Origin of the sequence: Paraburkholderia sp. NMBU_R16 (assembly GCF_013282575.1) — a bacterium.
GTDB lineage: Bacteria > Pseudomonadota > Gammaproteobacteria > Burkholderiales > Burkholderiaceae > Trinickia.
Genome location: NZ_JAAAYE010000302.1, coordinates 1 through 467 on the forward strand (window position 1 = coordinate 1; position 467 = coordinate 467).

Genomic DNA, 467 nt, shown 5'->3' on the forward strand with positions numbered 1-467 from the left:
GCGCATCCCGTTCACGAGATCGAGTCAATATCGACGCTTCCCATGGCGTTGCCACCTATCCACGATAGTGAGGCAGGCTATGGCGATGCGCAAGCGCGAAGACGGTCCCGAGGTGTTTCCGAATGCGGCGGGCATTGATATCGGTGGTTCGAGCCACTGGGTGGCGGTGCCCCGGGGCGCCGCTGAAGAACCAGTACGTGAGTTCGGCACGATGACAGATGACCTGCATGCGATGGCTGACTGGTTGCTCGGATGTGGAGTCGACACGGTGGCGCTCGAATCGACGGGGGTGTACTGGATTCCGGTGTATGAGGTGCTCGAGCAGCGCGGACTGACGGTATTGGGGGTGACCCGTTTCCGAGGACGGTTAAGCAGTTGAATTTCGACCGGGCTGATGTCCTCCAGGTTGAGTGGTTGTGCGAGTTGTCCACGGTCGGTCGGCGGGTCGCCTATCACGACCACGACGC

The 467-nt window shown here is 61.0% G+C and carries 1 pseudogene; it reads left to right on the plus strand.

Annotated features, from left to right (window positions below):
• Window positions 1-79 precede the first annotated feature (79 nt).
• Window positions 80-467, plus strand: a pseudogene (locus GWC77_RS28350) (transposase); the annotation flags it as partial.